The sequence below is a fragment of the Phycisphaerae bacterium genome (assembly GCA_041652575.1).
Lineage (GTDB): Bacteria > Planctomycetota > Phycisphaerae > Sedimentisphaerales > UBA12454 > UBA12454.
Genome location: JBAZHC010000015.1, coordinates 61,259 through 78,709, shown reverse-complemented (window position 1 = coordinate 78,709; position 17,451 = coordinate 61,259). Strand labels below are relative to the sequence as shown.

The window sequence follows — 17,451 nt, the reverse complement described above, 5'->3', positions numbered from 1 at the left end:
CCACATGCTCCACCGCTTGTGTGAGCCCCCGTCAATTCCTTTGAGTTTTAGCCTTGCGACCGTACTCCCCAGGCGGCCTACTTAACACTTTTGCTTCGGTCTTGAAAATGTCAGAATTTCCAACACCAAGTAGGCATCGTTTACAGCGTGGACTACCGGGGTATCTAATCCCGTTCGCTCCCCACGCTTTCGTGTCTCAGCGTCAGTACAGACCCAGTGCGCCGTCTTCACCACAGGCGTTCCTCTTGATATCTACGCATTTCACCGCTCCACCAAGAGTTCCACGCACCCATGTCTGTCTCAAGAACAGTAGTTTGCCGAGCCATTCCTCGGTTAAGACGAGGGATTTCACAAGACACTTACTGTTCCGCCTACACACGCTTTAAGCCCAGTAATTCCGAACAACGCTTGCCACCTCTGTATTACCGCGGCTGCTGGCACAGAGTTAGCCGTGACTTCCTTTGGGTTAGATCAATCTATCTTGCGATAGACTTTCATACCCCTGACAGTAGTTTACATCCCGAAGGACTTCATCCTACACGCGGCGTCGCTGGGTCAGGCTTGCGCCCATTGCCCAATATTCGTTACTGCAGCCCTCCGTGGAGGTCCAGGCAGTGTCTCAGTCCTGATGTGCCGGGCCAACCTCTCAGTCCCGGTACCCGTCATAGCCTTGGTGGGCCGTTACCTCACCAACTAGCTGATAGGAGATAGGTCGCTCCTGTGCCGATAAATCCTTTGGAAATATGTCATGCGACAAATTACATTATCCAGAATTACCGCCCCTTTCGGAAATTAACCTTGCGGTTAATGACGCTATTCCGGTGCACAGGGTACGTTACCCGTCCGTTCCTCACCCTTTCGCCACTAACAGGTCTCTCGATTGCTCAATTGACCTGTCCGTTCGACTTGCATGTCTTAGCCACGCCGCCAGCGTTCGTTCTGAGCCAGGATCAAACTCTTCAAGTTGATCTATCAATTTCTGTCTTTCGACAGGAACTGTTCAAAAAAGCTCAACAACAATCGTTACGCATCGAAAGTGTTGAAATTCGGCCCTTTCGGGCCAAACACCAAATTTATAAGCATCTATTGCCGCTGCGTAGCAAACAATAGCGCTGCACTTCCGCTGCTGTGTGTGGTACAACTGTTTTAACTTTTGAAAGAGCGCCCTTCTTCGCTATACGCGGCAAAAGGCACGAAAATAAAACGGGCGAGTCATCCATTGAAGACGTCTCGTCCGCTGTAGAGTCCACTATAGTAATGCGTTTGTAATCAGGCGTCAAACATAATTTTGGAATAATTTTAATGTTTTTGTAACTTATTGCACAGTAAATAGTTATACAAGATTATTAGTTATTAGTTATAGGTTATCGGTACGAATTACTCCATCAAGGACAGGCTTTAAAGCAAAATGGCTGCTTCTGCCGGAGGCGAATAAAGGGGTTATAACCGTTTGTTGCTATACTACATTGCAGGCAGCAAAAGAGTTATATGGAGAATTTGCGAGACTAAATTTTGGTTAGCCACAGAGATTTTAGCCACAGAGAACACAGAGGTATTTATTTTAAAACCGCGGATAGCTATGCCACAAGTTACGCGGATTTATTTTTAGCCACTAAGACACCCCCTCTGAATTTTATTTTCAAGGAATAAAATTCCTGAAGATTCGGGGGCTTCCGCTGCGCTCCAACGCTTCGCTTCAGCAAAGGCACAAAGAAGTAAGGAAACATTAAAGGGTTACGTTAATTCTAAACGCTGATTCCTTCGGCGCGACTTAGGCCATGGTTTCGGCCTGAACGCCGGAGTCGCTCAGGAGTCTATGTCTCTGGTCGCGCGGTATCTGGTCGCGATGTACGTGGCAGTAAGGTTCATGATTGTATATACTCAACGTATGTGTGCAGCCCGGAAATGCGCATTTTCTGTCCACGGGCGAGGTTTTTAACATTTTTGTCATCGTTATTCCTTTTGGGCAAATCACTAAAACAAAAGCTGTAAAGGAAGGTTTGCTGAGTCTTTCTCTGCGGCCTAAAGATTTGTAAATCTTTTGTATTATGCTAATTGTACCACATTACCGGATATTGTCAAACAATATCTTATAAGTCGTTTTTTGACTAAAACAGGCCTATTACGGCGGCGAATGGCTCGGGAACGCCCCCGTGGCAAATAAGATTTGGCAATCTGCTTTAGCCAATCGTAAATCGCCCTGCTATTCGATGATTTTGTAAACGTTGTCGCCTTTGTGGGCGCGGTCGGGAATTTTTACTCCGATTGAATCGCCTGCCTTGGCGACGGTGACATCTGCATGTTCAATCTGCATTTGGCTGACCGTCAGTTCAAGGTCTGTCGTGTGGCCCTTGATTTTGATTTTATCGCCCATTTTTAATGAACCGGTCAGTTCAATGGCCGCAACTACAGGATGCGCAAAAAAGTCGGAAACTTTTCCAATAAACTCCTCAGTCATTTTCGGCTCCTTTCGAGATAAAATCCCAAAACAGCATTATTCTAATACCGGCAAATTTTCCACGCAAGAAGTAAAATGCCGGCTTAAGTTCTACCCTCTAACCCTGAGCAGTTTAAAGCCCGTTGAAGGGTCGAGTTCACGTTGAGCGACAATGCCTGTAATTTCGATAATAGTAACCTCGAGTATCAAAAAGACACTCGCCCCGCCGCGGGGACAGCCGATGATGTGGTTATCGTCCCTGCCCATACCTGCGTGCAGATGCAGTTTCGGTTTTTCGGTATCGTCACAGTAAAGAGTTCCAACGCCGAAAGTTTCGCCCGGACCGTCGAAGCTGACGAAATTTGCTTCAATTTTCGGTGTTTCAGTTTTCGGGCCGACGACCACATCAGCCTTTCTGATTCCGCCTGTAATCAAAACCGCAGCGGATTTGATATTTTCTTTCTCGGCGATTGATTCGATGGATTCGTAAAGATTCTCGCCTTCGAAAAGCCTTGCGGCGATAACCCGCCCTGTTTTGCCGACTGTGTATTCCATAACGGCCTCCTGCAAAATATTTAAGTTATTATAGATTACAGGAAAACACAGTGCGGATAAAGAAAAAAGTGAATGCGAAAAATGGAATTAGTTTTTAAATAATAGATGTAGCCTGATTGATGACCTTTATAATCCCGGCAGAGTCGGAAGTATCTGTTACGCAGAAGTCGTAACCTTTGCTTAGAATAGCCCCAGCTTCGTTTGTTTTTAGTCCCTCGGCGAGTGCAACAAGTTTCGTAGCCCCAAGGTCAGGATTACTTCTGACATTTTTGCATATATGGTCGGCGTCGATATCGGAGGCCATCAGGTTGATTAAGATTACATGCGGCTCGAATTTCTGAGCGATAAGGCCTGCGTCGAAACCGCTACCGGCAGTTTCGATACTTAAGGAAGGATTTTTGCGTAAGGTCTGCGCCAGCACATCGGCCGCCTGCCAGTCGCTGTCGATAATCATGATTCTTACTTTGTCGTATTCGAGCTGGTCGGTCGGCATATTGTGCGTCTTCATAAAACGCATAAGTTCGACTGCGGGAATCCGTCTGTCCCTGCCGCCGGGGATTCGATAGCCCTTCAACTGGCCGGTGTCGAACCATTTGGTAACGGTGCGCGGAGCGACCTTGCAAATCTGGGCGACCTGGCCTGTTGTCAATATGTCTTTTCTTTTATTATTCATAAACGCTCTTTGCGCCTTAATGCTATAAGCTCTTTCGACTTAAAAGGGGCCTGATTTAACCAGGGACTTGTTTTTCCCCGTATAAAACGATACAAAAAAAACTTATATTCGACATAGTCCTATAAAATTTCATTGACCGATTGGTCGAAAATTGTCAAATACCTTCAAAAAAGCCTGTTGACAAATAGTACTACTTACTATATAGTATTAACTACTATTTTGTTCATTGTTTATAAATAATTATGTAATAAAGAATTAGGTGAATTGGTGGGACAATTAAAAAATTGACAAATGTAGAGAATAAAATCGAAGTACTCTATAACATCTGTCGTCAAAAGCAGTTAAAGGTAACTCCCCAGCGGGTTGAGGTTTATAAGGCTTTGAAATCCTGCAGCGACCATCCATCGGCGGAAGCGGTTTATAAAAGGGTAAAGCAGGTATTGCCCAACGTTTCGCTTGATACGGTAAACAGGACATTGAACACGCTAAGCGAAATCGGGGCGGCGTTTGTGGTCGAAGGCAGCGGGGATGTGAAACGATTCGACGGCAATCTCGACAGTCATCAACATTTTAAATGTATAAATTGCAGGAAAATTTTTGACTTTCACTACGACAATATTGAGAATGTCAGAATACCTGAAAACCTGGGGCACGGATTCAAGATTTTAAGAACAACCGTTTATGTCGAGGGGTTGTGCCAGGCGTGTCTGGAAAAAGAAAACAAAAATAAATAACCATTTTTTAACGGAGGTAATACTATGAATCTTAAAGGCTCACAAACAGAAAAAAATCTTTTAACGGCATTTTCAGGCGAATCACAGGCCCGCAACAGATATACTTACTGGGCATCGGCGGCAAAAAAAGAAGGCTACGAACAAATCTCTGCCGTCTTTACTGAAACAGCCGAGCAGGAAAAGGAACACGCCAAGAGACTGTTCAAGTTTCTCGAAGGCGGAGAAGTGGAAATAGCTGCCGCCTTTCCGGCAGGAGTAATCGGAAAGACAGTCGATAATCTCAAGGCCGCCGCGGAAGGTGAAAATTACGAAACAACAACGATGTATCCTGACTTTGCAAAAACTGCCGACAAGGAAGGCTTTACTGAAATAGCAGTTGTTTTCAAAAGCATCGCGGTAGCGGAGAAAAGACATCGTGACAGATATTTGGCATTTGCGGCCAATATCGAAAAGGACAGGGTATTCAAACGTGAAAAAACGGTACGCTGGGTTTGCAGAAACTGCGGATATGTTCACGAAGGAACATCGGCACTGGATAAATGCCCGGCCTGTGCTCATCCGATGGCTTACGCGGAAATCGAAGCGGCAAACTTCTAATAAAGAACTGAGGTGTAATATGGAAAGAAAAGGCATTGTTACAATGAAGGGTAATCCGATTGTGCTCCTGGGCGATGAAGTAAAGGTCGGCGGCAAGGCACCGGATTTCGAAGTTGTCGATCAAAGTGTTTCGGCCGTAAAGTTTTCATCGCTGGCGGGAAAAATCTGCGTTATAACTTCCGTTCCTTCGCTCGATACGGGCGTCTGCGATATAATGACCCGCAGATTCAATAAGGAAGCGGCAGGTCTGGGAAGCGATGTTGCTGTACTTGCGATAAGTATGGATTTGCCGTTCGCGCAAAAAAGATGGTGCGGCACAGCGGACGCGAAAAATGTGCAGGTCCTGAGCGACCACAGGTCGGCATCGTTCGGACAGGCTTACGGGGTGCTGATAAAAGACCTTAGACTGCTGGCAAGAGCGGTTTTCGTTGTTGACAGCAAAGGCATAATTCGTTATTCCGAGATTGTGCCGGAAATAGCACAGGAACCCAAATATGACGAAGCCCTAAATGCAGTGAAAGAACTTAAAAAATGAGACGAATCACTAAAGATGTATTCGAAGTCGGAGCAATTGACTGGGACAGAAGGCTGTTCGATGAAATAATTCCGCTGCCGGACGGTACGACTTACAACTCTTATATTATTAAAGGCAGCGAGAAAACCGTTCTCATCGACACGGTCGATCCTGCAAAAACAGATACTCTTATCACAAATCTCGCCGAGGCGGGGATAACCAAAATCGATTATCTTGTCGCAAATCACGCTGAGCAGGACCACAGCGGCAGCATACCCGATGTACTCGAACTTTTCCCCGAAGCAAAAGTCGTTACCAACGAAAAGTGCAAAAATATGCTCATCGACCTGATGGGAATCAGCGAAGACAAATTTATCGTCGTCGCCGACGGTCAGGAAATTTCGCTGGGAAACAAGACCCTGAAATTTATTCTTACGCCGTGGGTGCATTGGCCTGAAACTATGTCGACGTACCTGGCGGAGGATAAAATCCTGTTTTCGTGCGATTTCTTCGGCTCGCATTTCTGCGGCAGCGAGTTGTTTGTTACCGACAAAGCGAAAATCTACGAGTCGGCAAAACGGTATTATGCCGAGATAATGATGCCTTTCAGGGGGCCGGTCGGGAAAAATCTTGAAAAAATAAAAAATCTGGATATACATTTTATCGCCCCGAGCCACGGGCAGGTGTATAATGAGCCGAATTTCATCATCGACGCCTATAAAAAATGGATAGACGATAACGATGTCGAAAATAAAGCAATCGTCGCGTATGTGTCGATGCATGGAAGTACGAGAAAGATGGTCGAACATCTTGTCGGCGTACTTATGGCGAAAGGCATCGGCGTTGAGCAGTTCAATCTTGTCGGCGGAGATATCGGCAAGCTGGCGATTGAATCGGTCGATGCGGCAGGTATAGTAATCGCCTCGCCGACGTTTTTGACGGGCGCTCATCCGGCAGCCGCGTATGCGGCGTTTCTTGTAAACGCGCTTCGGCCGAAAACGAAATACCTTGCAGTAATCGGCTCGTTCGGATGGGGCGGCAGAATGGTCGAACAGTTAAAAGGATTATTGCCAAACAGTAAAGCTGAAATACTCGAACCTGTACTGGCAAAAGGCGAGCCGAAAGAAGAAGATTTTAAGAAACTTGACGAACTGGCGGAAAAGATAGCGAATAAACATAAAGAATATAAGACAAAGTAAAAGATGCTTGATAGAATTAACAGGGCTTACAAACAAATCGCAAGGGCACAGGATGCGCTTGGCAGAAAAATAAATATAATGGAAGTTTGCGGAACGCATACAGTCAGCGTTTTTCGTGCGGGCCTTCGGGAAGCGTTTCCGGAAGGGATGAAACTTTTGAGCGGGCCGGGCTGTCCGGTATGTATCACCGACCAGGGATATATCGACGCCGTGCTTTCGCTTGCCGAAAGGGACGACTGCTTAATCGCGACCTACGGCGATATGATTCGTGTGCCCGGCAGGAAAGGTTCGCTCGAGAAAAAAACCGACAGGGGCAATATAAAAATAGTATTAAGCGCCGAAGACGCGCTGAGCCTGGCAAAACAAAATCCAGGCAAAAAAATCGTGTTTGTCGCGATAGGTTTTGAAACGACGGCACCGGCGACGGCAGTGGTCGTCAGGGAAGCAGTTCAGCAGAATATCAAAAATATTTTCATCTTCAGCAATCATAAACTCGTAGTGCCGGCTATGACGGCGCTGCTTTCGGACAAGAATAATAAAATCGATGCGTTTATGTGTCCCGGCCATGTAAGTGTTATAATTGGTTCGGATGCGTATAAGCCTGTCGTAGAGAATTTCAAAAAACCGTGCGTAGTGGCCGGATTCGAGCCGATGCAGATAATCGAGGCAATCTCGGAAATCTGCAGGCAGCTTGCCGAGGGTACGCCTGCGGTGGACTCGGTTTATCCTGCCGCTGTAACACCGCAGGGCAATAAGACGGCGCAAAGAATAATAGATGAAACATTCGATGCCGTTGACGGCTGCTGGCGGGGACTTGGGAAAATACCCAAAAGCACTCTGAAACTAAAAGAGCAATTCAGCGACTTCGATGCTGAAAAACAGCTCGGCGAATTGTTCGTACACGAAAAAGACCTTACCGGCTGCCAATGCGGCGAGGTGCTTTGCGGTCTGATAGACCCGCCGGACTGCAAGCTGTTCGCAAAAAGCTGTATGCCTGATACGCCTGTCGGGCCTTGTATGGTCAGCAGCGAAGGAGCGTGCGCGGCGTGGTACAAATACGCCCGGAGAAAAAGGCGCACTCAATGACAGCGAGCGATAAAATTCTACTCGCACACGGAGGAGGCGGAAGACTAACCGATGAACTTATTCACAGCGTAATTCTTCCCGCGTTCGATAACCGGACTCTCAACAAACTTACAGACGCGGCGGAAATACCTGCCGGCAAAGATAATATCTGTTTTACAACTGACGGCTACGTAGTAAAACCCTTATTCTTCAGCGGCGGCGATATCGGCAAACTTGCGGTCTGCGGAACGATAAACGACCTTGCCGTCAGCGGAGCGAAACCGGCCGCATTGAGCCTGTCACTGATAATCGAAGAGGGGCTTGAGATAAGCGTTCTGAAAAAAATTCTCGCCAGCGCAGCGAAAGCCGCCAAAGAGGAAAATATTTCAATCGTCTGCGGCGATACGAAAGTCGTCGAAGCGGGATGTGCCGATAAGATTTTTATAAATACATCAGGCGTGGGATTTAAACTGCCCAGAGCCGATGTTGGATTCGAAAAAATTTCCGCGGGAGATAAAATTATCGTAAGCGGCACAATCGGCGACCACGGTATGACGATTATGTCGCAAAGAGAAGGGATGAAATTCGAGACAGAAATGAAAAGCGACTGCGGCTCTGTCGCGCAAATCTGCGCGAAGGCAATCGAAGCTCTCGGCGGCGAAATAAAATTTATGCGGGACCCGACGCGCGGCGGGCTGGCAGCGACCCTGAACGAAATCGTCAGCCAGGCTGATTACGGCATTGACATATATGAAGAAAATATACCTGTCAATCCGACGGTAAGAGCGGCGGCGGATATGCTCGGCTTCGATATTCTCAATATCGCGAACGAAGGAAAAGTCGTAATAGTCGTTTCCGAAAAGAATGCCGAAAAATGCCTTGAAATCTGCAAAAGCTGCGAGAACGGCAAAAACGCCGCTGTGATAGGTGAAATCGTCAAAAGCGATGAGCCGCTGGTCGAGCTTGTAACAATGATAAAAGGCAGACGCATTGTGCAGATGCCTTACGGCAGAGAATTGCCGAGGATTTGCTGATGCACGAGGTGTTTGTAGCGGAAAATATTGTCGAGTCGATTCTCGCGCAGGTTAAAAAAAGAAGCGGCAAAGTTGTCCGTGCCGTGATAAGCTGCGGACAGATGAATGCTCTTAACGATGAGGCGATGGAATTTGCGTTCGACTCGGCGGCAGAGGGCACGATATGCAAGGGAGCGAAACTTAAGATAAAACATATTCCGCTTAAAGCCGTTTGTAAAAGCTGTCATAAGAAATTTAATTTCGATTTGTACGAGCCGCAGTGTCCCAAATGCGGCAAAAGCGATTTTTCTCTCGGCGACGACGCACCGTTATTACTGGAAGAAATAGAGTTTGAAAACACGGACTAACACAAACTGAAACACTGACTGACACGGACTTTAAAATATGAAGATTAAGGTAAAGAAAAAAATTCTGGCGAAGAACGAAGATTTCGCCGCGGCAAACCGGAAATTTTTCGAAAAGAATAATATCCTCTGTATAAATATGATTTCGTCGCCCGGAAGCGGCAAGACGACAATCCTCGAAAAAACAGCAAAGGCCCTGAAAAAGAAAATCAATCTCGCTATAATCGAAGGAGACCTTTACACAAAACTCGACGCCAAAAGAATTCTTGCCACCGGCGTGCAGGCTGTTCAAATCGAAACAAGGGGCGCCTGTCATCTGTCGGCCGAACAGGTTACAAAAGCACTGCATAAGCTCGATACAGATAATCTCGATGTTGTGATAATAGAAAACGTCGGCAATTTAGTTTGTCCGTCGGATTTCGATTTGGGCGAAACGATACGGGCCGTTGTTCTGTCCATTGCCGAGGGCGATGACAAATGCAGGAAATATCCCAACTCCTTTGCGCAGGCCGATATTTTGCTGATAAACAAAACAGACCTTGCCAAACACCTTGATTTCGATATTAAAAAGGCCAAACGGGACGGACGAAAATTAAATAAAGATTTGAAAATTTTCGAAATATCGGCTAAAACAACTGACGGTATGGACAAATGGTTCAAATGGCTCCAAAAAGCCACGAAGGCACTAAGACACTAAGGATAAATGAGTTAAAATAAAAATTATTTTTGTGCCTTTGTGTCCTGGTGGCTATAAAAGGAAAAAATATGGATTATTTCGGTTACAAAAGCGGCAGGTTATTCGCGGAAGATATTGACGTTGAGAAAATAGCCCAGGCTGTCGGGACGCCGGTTTATGTTTACAGCAAGGCGACGATACTCGACCATTTTGAAAAAATCAAAAAGGCCTTCGCCAAACTCGACACAACGGTTTGCTATTCAATCAAAGCCTGCGGAAATATAAATATTCTTAAAATCCTCGCCGGTGCCGGCAGCGGCTTCGATATCGTAAGCGGCGGAGAACTTTACCGTGCGCAGCAGGCCGGGGCCGATATGAAAAAAATCGTTTACGCGGGAGTCGGCAAAACCGACGAGGAAATCGTCGCTGCACTGAAAGCTGGAATCGGATATTTTAATATCGAATCCGAAGCCGAACTTGAAAATCTTATAAAACTTGCGAAAGAAACCGGCATAAAAACAAAGGCGGCGTTAAGAGTCAATCCGGACGTCGACCCTAAAACGCACAAACATATCACTACCGGAACGAAAGAAACCAAATTCGGCGTAGATATCGAGCGTGCGGAAAAAGTTTTCGCTCAATACGGCAAAAACGATTATGTAAATATGTGCGCAATTCACGTTCATCTCGGCTCCGGCGGAAAAACAATCGACCCCTACTGCGAGGCGATAAAAAAAGTTCTGCCGCTCATTGACTCCCTGCGGGGCAAAGGCTTCGAAATCGAAATGATAGATTTGGGCGGCGGATATGGCGCCGATTATCAGAGCGACACGGTGCCGACAGCCGCCGATTATGCCGATGGAGTTGTGCCATTGCTGAAAGGTAAAAATCTCAAACTGGTACTCGAACCCGGCAAAAGTATTATTGCCAACGCCGGAATTCTGCTTACGAAAGTTTTGTATCTCAAACAGAGCGGCAGCAAAAAATTCGTGATTGTCGATGCGGGTATGAACGATTTAATCAGGCCGTGCCTTTACGAGGCCTTTCATTTTATCTGGCCGACAAAAGTGGAAGAAAAATTTACTCATCTTAAAAGAACCGACAAGCTCGACATAAAAGGACTTGAGTTTGTCGATATCGTCGGGCCGATTTGCGAAGGTACCGACTTTTTCGCCAAAGACAGGGCGATTCCGCCTGCCAATCGCGGCGATTTAATCGCGATTTTCACCGCAGGCGCTTACGGATTTACGATGGCAAGCAATTACAACGCTCGTCTCCTGCCGACGGAAGTGCTTGTTGACGGAAAAAATTTCAAGGTCATCCGCAAACGGCAAAGCTACGAAGAAATGATTGCACCGGAAAAATAAAAAGTTCATAACCGAAAGGGCAATAATATGAACAGGAAAACTTTTATTGTCAGTATGTTATTAACAATCATTTTTGCCCTCAACTGCGGGGCCGATGTCAAATACACAAAACAGGTAAATTTGACCATTCCGGCCGGCAAGGCTCAATCTTTCGCAGCTCAAACTCAAAACGGATGGATAAATGTCAAAGGCGGCCGGACAACCGATTGCAACCTGGCTGCTGCGATTATTGTTAAAGCCGATACCGAAGAGATTGCCAAAAAAATCGCCGAAGAGGTGAAAATATCTCTCCTGTCGGACGGCAACGGTGTAACTGTAAAAATCGAAAAACCGAAAATGCCGAAAGACGTCCAGCTTAATATAAACCTGGATGCCAATCTGCCCGGGGCGATGAATTTATCTCTTGTAACGCATAACGGCAATGTCACAGTTGCCGATGTATCGGGCAATACCAATGCGTCAACTCATAACGGCAATGTTGACTACAAGGGTTCACTTGCGGATTTAAAAATGGGTACTCACAACGGCAATATAAATATAAAGTGCATCGAGCAATCCGCGAACAAATGCGAAATCATCGCCGAAACACATAATGGAAACATCGACTTTGCCGCTCCTGAAGATTTTTCCGCGGCAGTAGACGCCTCAACGCGTAACGGCTCCATCAGGACAAAACTGCTTGTTTCGGTTGACGGCAAGATAGGAAAAGATTTAAAAGGCACCATTGGCGACGGCAGGGATAAACTATTTTTGCGAACGCATAACGGCTCGATAAAAATAAAATAAGCCTAATGCTCCGCAAGTACCATCTCGTAAACGGTGTATATCACGGCGGCTACCGCCATGGTATAATAAATACACAATTGCCAGTGATTCATGGAAGCTTTAGCCAGTTGAATAAGCAGTGAATGTAAGATTGTCGTCTGCTGTGACGATTCGACAATCAGGTTTGGAAATGCAAATATCACCGCTATCGCCGCTATAGGCAGAAATATACACGCAGCCAGCAGCACTCTTTCCTGCATAATAACTTTCGCAAGCGCTTTTTGCTGCTCTGCTTTCTGAATTTTAGCAAGAAGCTCGCGGGCAAAATCATTGCGAATCGACTCCCGGTGCTGTTTGAGATTTTTTTTCAGTATGTCATCGAATCTGCGTTCGTTTTGTTTATTTTCAGCCGGCATTAGTAAAGCCTTTCAATTTTATCGCCCAGAAGCTCTTTGAGTTTTTCGCGGCCTCTGAATAAATTTGTCTTAACGGTATTTTGACCTTTTTTCAGAATATTTGCAATCTCTTTAACGCTTTTTTCCTGCCTGTAATATAAAACTATCGCCATTGCCTGGTCGTGCGGCAGTTTTTTTACGGCATCCCATACGATTTCTTCATTTCCGTCAAAAGCCACATCAGAGGTTTCTTCTTTATAATCTTTCTGAAGTTTTTCCTGCAGTTTCTGCTGACGGATTTTCTGCCGAATATAATTTATTGACTTGTTATACGCTATTTTCCAAAGCCAGGTGCTTAATTTTGCCCTGCCGTTATATTTGCCAATTCCCTGATACGCCGCCATAAATGTCTCACTTGCCACATCTTCTGTTTCATTGGTATCGAGTCCGAGCAGGCGGCAGCACATAAAAACCTGCTGCTGATATTTGGCGATAAAGTCGGCAAACGCCGTGCTGTCGCCGCTTTGCAGGCGGTGTATTAACCCCTCCCTTTTGTTTTGTCCGGTTTCATCTGCCAAAAAACGACTCCTTTACTATATTAGTCGCCGGAAACGACAAAAAAGTTTCATTTTTTTTGAAACCTTTATGATAAGTCTTGCGACTAATAAGCGAAATCGCAACAATAATTATAAAAAAAGATATTTTGAAAGGAATTTAATATGTTCCCTCAAATTTTAGCTTTAACTGTCAGCGAAGCCGGCGGAGATAAGGTTGAAATAGGCAATTGGCCTTTTATAATCGGTGCCCTGCCGTTTGTAGTTGCAATTGTAGCGATTGTTATGGCTTTTTGGTATGTTTTGAATAAAAAACGTCTTGAGCATCAGCAGATTCTGGCGGCAATTGAAAAAGGCACGCCGCTGTCGGAACTCAGATCTGTTAAACAGAAAGGCCCCAACTGGATAATAAATCTTAGTGCTGGAATCGGGTTATCTGTGATGGGTCTGTGTTTAATAATTGTCATACTTGCGGCCACCAACGGTAAAATAGAGGATGACAGCGGAATCGCATTATTCGTTGCTCTGGTATTTCTTGCTGTCGGTATAACCAGACTGATTCGCGGTATTCTCCAGCGAAAAACTGAAAAAGCTTTATCCGCGGAGAAATCAGCCCTTGACGCAAATAATGGGCAGTAACTTCGCTACCTTTTTCGCGAGGCCTGCGTTTGCAGTCGCCTCGACAACTGCACTGACATTTTTATACGCATCAGGGGCTTCCTCGGCGAGGCCCCGCATCGACCTCGATTTAATAATTATCTTTCTTTGGGCAAGGTCTTTAACAATCTGGCTGCCCTGCCATTTTTTCGTCGCGGCTGTTCTGCTCATACTTCTGCCGGCGCCGTGACAGGCCGAGCTGAACGCAAGATTTTCGCTTTCGCTTGTCCCGGCAAGGATATAAGAAGAAGTTCCCATGCTTCCGCCAATCAAAACAGGCTGGCCGAACGATTTATAACGAGGCGGCAAATCGATGCTTCCCGGCCCGAAAGAACGCGTAGCGCCCTTGCGGTGAATCAATAACTGTTTCATTTTTCCGTTAACATTATGCTCTTCCATTTTCGCAGTGTTGTGGCTTACATCGTAAAGCATATTCAATTGTGCCTTTGGGAAAATTTTCGCAAAGACACGTCTGACAAGTTCAGTAAGAATCTGTCTGTTAGCAAGAGCGCAATTTATTCCCGAACGCATCGCGCCGAGATAATCGGCGCCTAAGGGACTATTTATCGGCACCGATGCGAGTTCCCTGTCGGGCAGGTCGATTCCGTATTGCGCAGCCTGCGAAGCCATTTCCCTGAGAAAATCCGTGCCGATTTGATGACCCAGCCCGCGCGAGCCGCAGTGAATACTTACGAGCAAATCACCTTTTTTCAGTCCGAACCCTTCGGCAATCTGTGAATCATAAGTATCAGCGACTTTTTGAATTTCGAGATAATGATTGCCGCTTCCGAGCGTACCCATTTGCTCCTGCTGACGTCTTTTAGCCTGAGACGAAACTTTTGACGGGTTAGCGCCTTTTACAAAGCCGCCTTCTTCGATAAAATTCAAATCCTCTTTTGTGCCGAAGCCTTTTTCAACGGCCCAGGCCGCGCCGCCTGCGAGCATATTATCGAGCTGGGCAGTGCTTAAATTGATATTGCCTGTACTGCCGACCCCTGCCGGAATATCGCGGAACAAAGATTCAGCCAATTTTTCTTTTACACTATTTATATCTTCTTCGGTCAGGCCCGTATGAAATGTTCTTACTCCGCATGCGATATCGAAACCGACACCTCCGCCGGAGATTACGCCGCCATCTTCAGGGTCGAACGCCGCGACGCCTCCAATCGGAAATCCATAACCCATGTGAGCGTCCGGCATAGCGAAAGAGGCTTTTACGATTCCCGGCAGAGCGGCGACATTGCAAACCTGCGACATAGTTTTTTCGTCGATATCGTTTATCAGATTATGGTCGGCGAAAATCACGCCGGGCACATTCATTTTGCCGAAAGGCTCGATTTGCCAGCAATATTCGCCAATCTGTTTTAATTGTGGTTTCGCCATAAATTCTGCCACCGAGATATTAAAATTTAAATAGCCACAGAGCTCACAGAGAACACAGAGAAAAATAAATTATAAACAGTGTTAATCCGTGTAAATCCGTGTCTAAAAAGTCCGTGTTAGTCTGTGTCTAAACGTCAACTACACATTGGGCAAGCCATTTACCGTTTTCTTCTGTTACGCTCAATTGATTATAAGTTACCGCTTTCGGCTCAACCGCGGGTGAATGTTTTTCCTGATTAATCTTTTCGCCCCATATTTTCGCAGAAAGCTTTAAGTTTTCAATTGAAACATCAAATTTACTAAAGAGCATCTTTCGCACAACCATTTCATAAATAACGGCGTTGAGCCAGTTGACAAACAGAAGCTCCTCATTTTTGCCGCTGCAATCTATATTTACAGATTCTTTGGCTTCCACTTTTTTCGGCTTTGTAACGATTGCCGTAAGAGCGATTGCGGCATCTTCGAACGCACTGCTTAAACTGTCGGCAGTGGCTCTTATGCCGATATCAGCCTGATGTGCGAAATGTTCCCACATAATAAGAAAATCCCAAGCACGAAATCCGAAATACGAAACAAATTCAAAATTTTAATTTTCAAATGTTCCAAATAGTTTCGGATTTCGAATTTTAACTTTTTAGTATCTGTAATGCTCCGGCTTGAACGGTCCTTCTGCCGGAATGTTTAGATATTTTGCCTGCTCCGGCGTAAGTTTAGTCAGGGAAGCGCTTAACCGGCCGAGATGAAGTCTTGCGACTTCCTCATCGAGTTTTTTCGGCAGCGTATAAACTTTTTTCTCAAGGCCGCCTTTGGCGAGCATTATCTGGGCAAGAGTCTGGTTCGTAAAACTGTTGCTCATAACAAAACTCGGATGGCCCGTCGCGCAGCCGAGATTTACCAGCCTGCCCTCGGCGAGAATGATAATCGACCTTCCGGAAAGAACGGTCCATTTGTCAACCTGCGGCTTGATATTCTCTTTTTTGCATTTCGGATTTTTTTCGAGATAGCTCATCTGTATTTCGTGGTCGAAATGGCCGATGTTGCAGATAATCGCTTCGTTTTTCATCTTTTCCATATGTTCGCCGCGGATGACATTGCAGCAGCCTGTAGCGCTTACGAATATATCGCCTTCCTCTACTACCTGTTCGAGCGTTTTCACTTCGTAACCTTCCATCGCCGCCTGCAAAGCGCATATCGGGTCGATTTCCGTAATGATTACCCTTGCGCCGAAGCCGCGCATCGACTGAGCGCAGCCTTTGCCGACATCGCCGTAGCCGCAGACGATAACGCATTTGCCCGCGACCATAATATCTGTCGCCCTTTTCAAACCATCGGCCAGCGATTCACGGCAGCCGTAAAGATTATCGAATTTTGATTTGGTAACCGAATCGTTTACATTAATCGCCGGGAACAGCAGAGAGCCGTCATTCTGCATTTGATAAAGTCTGCCGACACCGGTTGTCGTTTCTTCGGAAACACCTTTGATTGCCTTTGCGATTTTCGTCCACCTCTGCGGATTTTCAGCGACAGAAGCTTTTAAACGACTCATAATTATCTGCATTTCGTGATTATCGCTGGTCTCATTCAGCAGCGAAGAATCTTTTTCAATTTTTACGCCCTGATGAATAATCAGTGTTGCGTCTCCGCCGTCATCGACAATCAAATCAGGTCCGCCGCCGTCAGGCCACAAAAGAGCCTGCTCGGTGCACCACCAGTATTCATCGAGCGACTCGCCCTTCCATGCGAAAACAGCCGCAAGTTTTTCTTTCGCGACCGCCGCGGCCGCATGGTCCTGCGTACTGAAAATATTACACGAAGCCCATCTTACCTTTGCGCCGAGTTCGACAAGCGTCTCAATCAGCATTGCCGTTTGAATCGTCATATGCAGGGACCCGCTGATTTTCAAACCCTTGAGCGGTTTTTCCTTGCCGTATTTTGCGCGGACGGCCATCAGCCCCGGCATTTCATTACGGGCAAGGTTCAGTTCTTTTCTGCCCCACTCGGCAAGCGATATATCAGCTACTTTATACGGCAGGTTCGGGTCGTATTTCAATATACTCATTTTTTTACTCCAATTTATGCAACAGTCTCTATTTTAACCATCTTAAGGCTTTTTAACAATTTCCGACCTGTCCTTCGCAGCCCCGATAAAATCGGGGCGAAGGACGGATAATCGAGCAACAATATACGCAAAAACCGTTCATTCCGCAAGCATTCAAAAACCGCAAAACAATTCGCTTGACAAAAAACCGTTATATTGTTACTATTACAACAACTATGGCTCATAATTTTTCTAAGGTTCGTTTTGGTTGGTGGTGGCCTGTCAAATAGCTGACGGGTTGTGAGCCTTTCTGTACCTTTAAAAAATATATAAAATAAAATTTCACGACCTGTCGGTAGCGGCAGGTCGTTTTTTTTGTATCCGGTTAGACCTGTTTTAAATTTGAATAGGTGTTAAATATGGTGAAAACAGGAAAATTTGTATGGCCTGCATTGTTGTAAATA

The 17,451-nt window shown here is 45.9% G+C and carries 20 protein-coding genes and 1 rRNA gene; 11 read left to right on the top strand and 10 right to left on the bottom strand.

Going from position 1 to position 17,451, the window contains the following annotated elements; genetic code table 11:
• The 5 genes from WC496_10970 to WC496_10950 form a co-directional block, all read right to left on the bottom strand.
• Window positions 1–966 (bottom strand): 16S ribosomal RNA (locus tag WC496_10970); the annotation flags it as partial.
• A gap of 805 nt (window positions 967–1,771) precedes the next feature.
• Complete coding sequence (locus tag WC496_10965; protein ID MFA5293542.1) at window positions 1,772–1,951, bottom strand: hypothetical protein; 180 nt, start codon at window positions 1,949–1,951, stop codon at window positions 1,772–1,774.
• 252 nt (window positions 1,952–2,203) lie between these two features.
• Entirely contained in the window at window positions 2,204–2,458 is a 255-nt protein-coding gene (locus WC496_10960; protein MFA5293541.1) for a translation elongation factor-like protein, read from the bottom strand.
• 90 nt (window positions 2,459–2,548) lie between these two features.
• On the bottom strand, window positions 2,549–2,992 hold the full coding sequence (locus WC496_10955; protein MFA5293540.1) for a DUF296 domain-containing protein: 444 nt from the start codon (window positions 2,990–2,992) through the stop codon (window positions 2,549–2,551).
• Between the two features lie 94 nt (window positions 2,993–3,086).
• Window positions 3,087–3,665, bottom strand: a complete 579-nt coding sequence (locus WC496_10950; GenBank protein ID MFA5293539.1) for a helix-turn-helix domain-containing protein — start codon at window positions 3,663–3,665, stop codon at window positions 3,087–3,089.
• Window positions 3,666–3,949: 284 nt separating this feature from the next.
• Between WC496_10950 and WC496_10945 the strand changes: the two genes are divergently transcribed.
• The 10 genes from WC496_10945 (at window position 3,950) to WC496_10900 (ending at window position 11,981) form a co-directional block, all read left to right on the top strand.
• A complete protein-coding gene (locus WC496_10945; protein ID MFA5293538.1) occupies window positions 3,950–4,399 on the top strand; it encodes a Fur family transcriptional regulator in 450 nt (149 codons plus the stop codon).
• Between the two features lie 24 nt (window positions 4,400–4,423).
• On the top strand, window positions 4,424–4,996 hold the full coding sequence (locus tag WC496_10940; GenBank protein MFA5293537.1) for a rubrerythrin family protein: 573 nt from the start codon (window positions 4,424–4,426) through the stop codon (window positions 4,994–4,996).
• Window positions 4,997–5,015: 19 nt separating this feature from the next.
• The gene (tpx, locus tag WC496_10935) at window positions 5,016–5,531 is read left to right on the top strand and encodes a thiol peroxidase (GenBank protein ID MFA5293536.1); all 516 of its coding nucleotides are present in this window, start codon (window positions 5,016–5,018) and stop codon (window positions 5,529–5,531) included.
• Entirely contained in the window at window positions 5,528–6,709 is a 1,182-nt protein-coding gene (locus WC496_10930) for an FprA family A-type flavoprotein (GenBank protein ID MFA5293535.1), read from the top strand. The genes tpx and WC496_10930 overlap by 4 nt, the downstream gene beginning before the upstream one ends.
• A 3-nt stretch (window positions 6,710–6,712) precedes the next feature.
• On the top strand, window positions 6,713–7,795 hold the full coding sequence (hypD, locus tag WC496_10925; protein MFA5293534.1) for a hydrogenase formation protein HypD: 1,083 nt from the start codon (window positions 6,713–6,715) through the stop codon (window positions 7,793–7,795).
• Complete coding sequence (hypE, locus tag WC496_10920) at window positions 7,792–8,808, top strand: hydrogenase expression/formation protein HypE (protein MFA5293533.1); 1,017 nt, start codon at window positions 7,792–7,794, stop codon at window positions 8,806–8,808. Before hypD ends, hypE begins: the two co-directional genes overlap by 4 nt.
• Entirely contained in the window at window positions 8,808–9,155 is a 348-nt protein-coding gene (locus WC496_10915; GenBank protein ID MFA5293532.1) for a hydrogenase maturation nickel metallochaperone HypA, read from the top strand. Before hypE ends, WC496_10915 begins: the two co-directional genes overlap by 1 nt.
• Before the next feature lie 37 nt (window positions 9,156–9,192).
• Window positions 9,193–9,849, top strand: coding sequence for a hydrogenase nickel incorporation protein HypB (hypB, locus tag WC496_10910; protein MFA5293531.1), 657 nt, complete (start codon window positions 9,193–9,195; stop codon window positions 9,847–9,849).
• Window positions 9,850–9,917: 68 nt separating this feature from the next.
• On the top strand, window positions 9,918–11,195 hold the full coding sequence (lysA, locus tag WC496_10905; GenBank protein ID MFA5293530.1) for a diaminopimelate decarboxylase: 1,278 nt from the start codon (window positions 9,918–9,920) through the stop codon (window positions 11,193–11,195).
• 27 nt (window positions 11,196–11,222) lie between these two features.
• Window positions 11,223–11,981: a DUF4097 family beta strand repeat-containing protein gene (locus tag WC496_10900; protein ID MFA5293529.1), complete on the top strand. Its 759-nt coding sequence runs from the start codon at window positions 11,223–11,225 to the stop codon at window positions 11,979–11,981.
• Window positions 11,982–11,983: 2 nt separating this feature from the next.
• Here WC496_10900 and WC496_10895 read toward each other — a convergent pair whose 3' ends face one another.
• Window positions 11,984–12,376, bottom strand: coding sequence for a hypothetical protein (locus WC496_10895; protein MFA5293528.1), 393 nt, complete (start codon window positions 12,374–12,376; stop codon window positions 11,984–11,986).
• Entirely contained in the window at window positions 12,376–12,933 is a 558-nt protein-coding gene (locus tag WC496_10890) for an RNA polymerase sigma factor (protein ID MFA5293527.1), read from the bottom strand. The genes WC496_10895 and WC496_10890 overlap by 1 nt, the downstream gene beginning before the upstream one ends.
• 141 nt (window positions 12,934–13,074) lie before the next feature.
• Here WC496_10890 and WC496_10885 point away from each other — a divergent pair, with 141 nt between their 5' ends.
• On the top strand, window positions 13,075–13,548 hold the full coding sequence (locus tag WC496_10885; GenBank protein MFA5293526.1) for a hypothetical protein: 474 nt from the start codon (window positions 13,075–13,077) through the stop codon (window positions 13,546–13,548).
• Here the strand turns inward: WC496_10885 and WC496_10880 are convergent.
• The 3 genes from WC496_10880 to ahcY form a co-directional block, all read right to left on the bottom strand.
• Window positions 13,519–14,949 (bottom strand): RtcB family protein, encoded by a 1,431-nt coding sequence (locus WC496_10880; GenBank protein MFA5293525.1) that lies wholly within the window; start codon window positions 14,947–14,949, stop codon window positions 13,519–13,521. The genes WC496_10885 and WC496_10880 overlap by 30 nt on opposite strands.
• Window positions 14,950–15,076: 127 nt before the next feature.
• Window positions 15,077–15,484, bottom strand: coding sequence for an archease (locus tag WC496_10875; GenBank protein ID MFA5293524.1), 408 nt, complete (start codon window positions 15,482–15,484; stop codon window positions 15,077–15,079).
• Window positions 15,485–15,583: 99 nt separating this feature from the next.
• On the bottom strand, window positions 15,584–17,008 hold the full coding sequence (gene ahcY, locus WC496_10870) for an adenosylhomocysteinase (protein ID MFA5293523.1): 1,425 nt from the start codon (window positions 17,006–17,008) through the stop codon (window positions 15,584–15,586).
• Between the last annotated feature and the right edge of the window lie 443 nt (window positions 17,009–17,451).

Excerpts from the sequence above, each read along its gene's own strand:
- WC496_10940 (MFA5293537.1), top strand. The coding sequence starts at position 4,424 with ATGAATCTTAAAGGCTCACAAACAGAAAAAAATCTTTTAACGGCATTT.
- WC496_10930 (MFA5293535.1), top strand. The coding sequence starts at position 5,528 with ATGAGACGAATCACTAAAGATGTATTCGAAGTCGGAGCAATTGACTGG.
- hypB (MFA5293531.1), top strand. The coding sequence starts at position 9,193 with ATGAAGATTAAGGTAAAGAAAAAAATTCTGGCGAAGAACGAAGATTTC.
- hypE (MFA5293533.1), top strand. The coding sequence starts at position 7,792 with ATGACAGCGAGCGATAAAATTCTACTCGCACACGGAGGAGGCGGAAGA.
- WC496_10950 (MFA5293539.1), bottom strand. The coding sequence starts at position 3,665 with ATGAATAATAAAAGAAAAGACATATTGACAACAGGCCAGGTCGCCCAG.
- hypD (MFA5293534.1), top strand. The coding sequence starts at position 6,713 with ATGCTTGATAGAATTAACAGGGCTTACAAACAAATCGCAAGGGCACAG.
- WC496_10900 (MFA5293529.1), top strand. The coding sequence starts at position 11,223 with ATGAACAGGAAAACTTTTATTGTCAGTATGTTATTAACAATCATTTTT.
- tpx (MFA5293536.1), top strand. The coding sequence starts at position 5,016 with ATGGAAAGAAAAGGCATTGTTACAATGAAGGGTAATCCGATTGTGCTC.
- ahcY (MFA5293523.1), bottom strand. The coding sequence starts at position 17,008 with ATGAGTATATTGAAATACGACCCGAACCTGCCGTATAAAGTAGCTGAT.
- WC496_10955 (MFA5293540.1), bottom strand. The coding sequence starts at position 2,992 with ATGGAATACACAGTCGGCAAAACAGGGCGGGTTATCGCCGCAAGGCTT.
- WC496_10885 (MFA5293526.1), top strand. The coding sequence starts at position 13,075 with ATGTTCCCTCAAATTTTAGCTTTAACTGTCAGCGAAGCCGGCGGAGAT.
- WC496_10915 (MFA5293532.1), top strand. The coding sequence starts at position 8,808 with ATGCACGAGGTGTTTGTAGCGGAAAATATTGTCGAGTCGATTCTCGCG.
- WC496_10960 (MFA5293541.1), bottom strand. The coding sequence starts at position 2,458 with ATGACTGAGGAGTTTATTGGAAAAGTTTCCGACTTTTTTGCGCATCCT.
- WC496_10895 (MFA5293528.1), bottom strand. The coding sequence starts at position 12,376 with ATGCCGGCTGAAAATAAACAAAACGAACGCAGATTCGATGACATACTG.
- WC496_10875 (MFA5293524.1), bottom strand. The coding sequence starts at position 15,484 with ATGTGGGAACATTTCGCACATCAGGCTGATATCGGCATAAGAGCCACT.
- WC496_10965 (MFA5293542.1), bottom strand. The coding sequence starts at position 1,951 with ATGACAAAAATGTTAAAAACCTCGCCCGTGGACAGAAAATGCGCATTT.
- lysA (MFA5293530.1), top strand. The coding sequence starts at position 9,918 with ATGGATTATTTCGGTTACAAAAGCGGCAGGTTATTCGCGGAAGATATT.
- WC496_10880 (MFA5293525.1), bottom strand. The coding sequence starts at position 14,949 with ATGGCGAAACCACAATTAAAACAGATTGGCGAATATTGCTGGCAAATC.